Below are 3,704 nucleotides of genomic sequence, written 5' to 3'. Positions count from 1 at the left end.
GGCTGGCCCTCGCCGCGGCCCGGCTCAAGGACTCGCTCTCCCTGATCCCGGAAACGCTGGAGTACCTGGCCTACGCCGAACTCCGCGAGGGGTGGTGCGGGCGGTACGTCGGTTGAGGCAAGTCAGGGCGGTCGGGCGATACGTCAGAAGCCGTATCCCATGCGGCGGGACAGCTCCGCCCCGGCCGCCACCGTGCGCTTGGCCACCTCCGGAAGCCGGTCGCTGTTCAGCCGGTACACCGGCCCCGAGACGCTGATCGCGGCGATCACCTTGCCGTCGTGCGCGCGGATCGGGGCGGCCACGGCGGCCAGGCCCAGTTCCAGCTCCTCCAGGGTGAGGGCGTATCCCTGCTCCACCACCGCCTCCAGCTCGCCCCGCAGCACGGACGCGCCGGTGATGGTGCGCTCCGTGAAGCGCGGCAGGGAACGCGCGAGCAGGCCCTCGCGCAGGGTCGGCGGCAGGTGCGCCAGCAGGACCTTCCCGCTGGAGGTGGCGTGCAGCGGGGTGCGCCGGCCGAGCCAGTTCTGGGCGGTCACGGACGCGGTGCCGCGGGCCTGCATGATGTTGACCGCCGCGTCGTCGTCCAGGACCGCGATGTTCACCGTCTCGCCCAGCTCGTCGGCGGTCTCCCGGCAGACCGGGACGCCCTCCTGGGAGATGTCCAGCCGCACTGCCGCCGCCCCCGCCAGGCGCAGTACACCGGCTCCCAGGTAGTACTTGCCGCGGTCCTTGGCCTGCGCCACCAGACCGCGGTTCTCCAGGACGCCGAGCAGCCGGAACGCGGTCGACTTGTGCACGTCCAGCTCGTCGGCGATCTCGGTGACGCCCGCCTCGCCGTGGCGGGCGAGGATCTCCAGGACGCTCACGGCGCGGTCCACCGACTGGACGGCGCTGGCGGTCCCTCTGCCGTTCCTCTCCGGGTTCGCGGCCTTCTCCGCGCTGCGGTCTGACTGCTTCTGCGTGGGGGTCATGGCTCAACTCTCACCACCTGGGGGCCCGGATCGGGCCGCATCTGCGGGAAACCCTTGACGCGACCGTCGTCCCGCCCGGATTCTGTTGCGCATGGCGCTTGCTCGTGCGCCATGTGAGACGTCATGTTACCGAAGGGTCCGGCGCCCGGAAGGGGCCGGACAGTCCGGACCTGTGCCGTACGGCCCGGACCCGTGCCAGATGGTCAGCACGTGTGCCAGCTGGTCCGGACCGACCCGGACAGTCCGGACCGACGAGGTCCGGCGCCTTTCGACCTGCTGGACCAGTGACGCCCCGGCATGCCGTGACCTGCGGACCACAGCTGGTCCGAACTCCCTGTTCCCGCCTTGACCACACAGGTCCGGACCGAGCGTCCCGGACCGAAAGGGGGGCCCGTGATCCCCGTCTGCCGCCTCGAAGACCTCCCCGAGGGCGAGTCCGTCCGCGTCGAGACGACACCGCCCGTCGCCGTGTTCCGCACAGACGACGGCGAGCTGTACGCCATCGACGACACCTGCACCCACCAGGACGCCTCCCTCTCGGAGGGCTGGCTGGAAGGCTGCCTGGTCGAATGCCCGCTGCACGCCGCCTCGTTCGATCTCCGCACGGGCCGGCCGACCTGCCTCCCGGCCCGGCGGGCCGTGCGCACCCACCGCGTCACCGTCGACGACGGCGTCGTCCACGTCCACCTCACCGCGGAGGAGGGCACCGCCGCATGAACACCGTGACCCAGTGGCGTACGGCCCCTGGAAGCGCCCTCTTCCGTACGGCGGCCCCGCCCGCGCGTACGCCGGCCCCGCACATGCCGGCCCTGCACATGCCGCCGAGCGACAGGAGCCGTACCGCATGAGGACCGTGACCGTCGTCGGCGCCTCGCTCTCCGGTCTGTACGCGGCCCGGGAACTGCGAGCCCAGGGCTTCGACGGGCGGCTGGTGGTCGTCGGCGACGAGCCCCACCGCCCCTATGACCGGCCTCCCCTCTCCAAGGACTTCCTCACCGGCCGCGCAGGCGAGGACCAGCTCGCGCTCACGGACGACGAGGAGAGCGCCGGACTCGACGCCGAATGGCTCCTCGGCGTCCGTGCCCGCGGCCTCGACACCCGGGGCCGTACCGTCCTGCTCGACGACGGCCGTACGGTGTCCACCGACGGCGTCGTCATCGCCACCGGCGCCTCGGCCCGCCGTCTGCCCGGCGACAGTCTGGCCGGTGTCCACACCCTGCGCACCCTGGACGACGCCCGCGTCCTGCGCGACGAACTCGCCGGCGGGCCGCGCCGGGTCGTGGTCATCGGCGGTGGTTTCATCGGCGCCGAAACCGCCTCCTCGTGCGCCGCCCTCGGTCACACCGTCACGGTCGTCGAGGCCGCCCCGCTCCCGCTCGTGCCCCACCTCGGCCCCGAGATGGCCGCCGTGTGCGCCGCGCTGCACCGGCGCGGCGGGGTGGACCTGGTCACGGGCACCGGGGTGGCCGGACTGCGCGGCACCGTCTCCGTCACCGGCGTCGCCCTCTCCGACGGGCGTACCCTCCCCGCCGACACCGTGATCGTCGGCATCGGGGCCACCCCCAACACCGGCTGGCTGGCGGGTTCGACGCTCGCCCTGCACGACGGCGTCCTCTGCGACGACGGCTGTGTGACGGCCCTGTCCCAGGTGGTCGCGGTCGGGGACATCGCCCGCGTCGGCGGCACCCGCGCCGAACACTGGACCTCCGCGACTGAGCAGCCCCGGGTCGCCGTGGCCAACCTGCTCGCCCGGCGCACGCTGGAGACCGTGCGGTCGCCGCCCTACTTCTGGTCGGACCAGTACGGCGCGCGCATCCAGTTCGCCGGCCGCCGCCAGGACGGGGACAGCGTCCGCGTCACCGAGGGCGGACTCACCGACGGCGCCCCGGCCGACGGCGGCTTCCTCGCCCTCTACGAGCGGGACGGCCACACGACCGCCGTCCTCGCCGTCGACCGCCCACGCCCTTTCATGCGGGTACGACGCGAACTGACGCGCGGTGGAAGCCGGATGAGGTCGACGGTGCATTGAACGCGGGGGGAGCGCGGGCTGTTGGCGCGGCGGACCGGTAGCCCGACGGCCAGCGCACGGGTGGTGCGGCGGCCGGTCCCCGGCGAACGACGGCTGGTCGGGAACGCGGCTCGGAACCCGTCGCGGGTCAGCCGCTGACCGGGTGTTCGGCCGGGCCTCCCCGGCGGGAAGCTCGTGGTGCGCCGGCCGGCCCCTGTGTCCCCGCCCGTGTCCTACGAGTGAGCCACCTGTCCCGCGCCCTCCCGCCGGCGTATCCGCTCCTGAGTCCGCTCGGCCGCCCGTGCCTGTCGGCGCTCCTTGCGCCGCTCACGGCGCAGGGCACGCGCGGTGCTGCTGGGCGTGGACACCACGCCGTGGCGCTGGTTCCACACCTGGCGGGTCACCCAGACGTCGAGCGCGCCCCAGGTGGCCACCACCGTGCTGGCCACACTGCTCAGCACCATCGGGAACGCCAGCCAGGAACCCGCCATGGTGCACAGGAAGGCCACCATCGCCTGGATCAGCGTCACGGCGATGATGAGGACCGCGCGCACCGCCGACGTCCGCACCGGATCGGGCAACCGGCGTCGCCGCGCCGGTTCCTCGACCCACAACGGCCGGTCGTACGCTCGCTCCTGGGCCGCGCGGCCCTCCCCGGACCGGGCCCGGCCGTCGACCGCGGCCTCGGTCACGCCGGCGCGCGCCGCCGTACCGCCCGAGAACGG

Annotated in this window: 5 protein-coding genes; 3 read left to right on the top strand and 2 right to left on the bottom strand. The window is 73.8% G+C overall.

What is annotated here, in order from left to right:
• Positions 1-143: 143 nt before the first annotated feature.
• Complete coding sequence (locus tag ACWD0J_RS41065) at positions 144-971, bottom strand: IclR family transcriptional regulator (protein WP_451500973.1); 828 nt, start codon at positions 969-971, stop codon at positions 144-146.
• A 393-nt stretch (positions 972-1,364) separates the two neighbouring features.
• On the opposite strand from ACWD0J_RS41065, the gene ACWD0J_RS41060 reads away from it, so the two are divergent.
• Genes ACWD0J_RS41060 through ACWD0J_RS41050 form a run of 3 tightly spaced genes read left to right on the top strand, consistent with a single transcriptional unit; the run spans position 1,365 to position 3,000 of the window.
• Entirely contained in the window at positions 1,365-1,688 is a 324-nt protein-coding gene (locus tag ACWD0J_RS41060) for a bifunctional 3-phenylpropionate/cinnamic acid dioxygenase ferredoxin subunit (protein WP_451500972.1), read from the top strand.
• Positions 1,685-1,819 (top strand): hypothetical protein, encoded by a 135-nt coding sequence (locus ACWD0J_RS41055; protein ID WP_451500971.1) that lies wholly within the window; start codon positions 1,685-1,687, stop codon positions 1,817-1,819. Before ACWD0J_RS41060 ends, ACWD0J_RS41055 begins: the two co-directional genes overlap by 4 nt.
• Positions 1,816-3,000, top strand: a complete 1,185-nt coding sequence (locus ACWD0J_RS41050; protein ID WP_451500970.1) for an NAD(P)/FAD-dependent oxidoreductase — start codon at positions 1,816-1,818, stop codon at positions 2,998-3,000. Before ACWD0J_RS41055 ends, ACWD0J_RS41050 begins: the two co-directional genes overlap by 4 nt.
• A gap of 212 nt (positions 3,001-3,212) precedes the next feature.
• Here ACWD0J_RS41050 and ACWD0J_RS41045 read toward each other — a convergent pair.
• Positions 3,213-3,704, bottom strand: a 492-nt coding sequence (locus ACWD0J_RS41045) for a hypothetical protein (protein WP_451500969.1), incomplete at its 5' end; no start/stop codon positions are given.

Source organism: Streptomyces sp. NPDC003011 (assembly GCF_053591515.1).
This window is presented reverse-complemented; position numbering and strand designations above follow the sequence as displayed.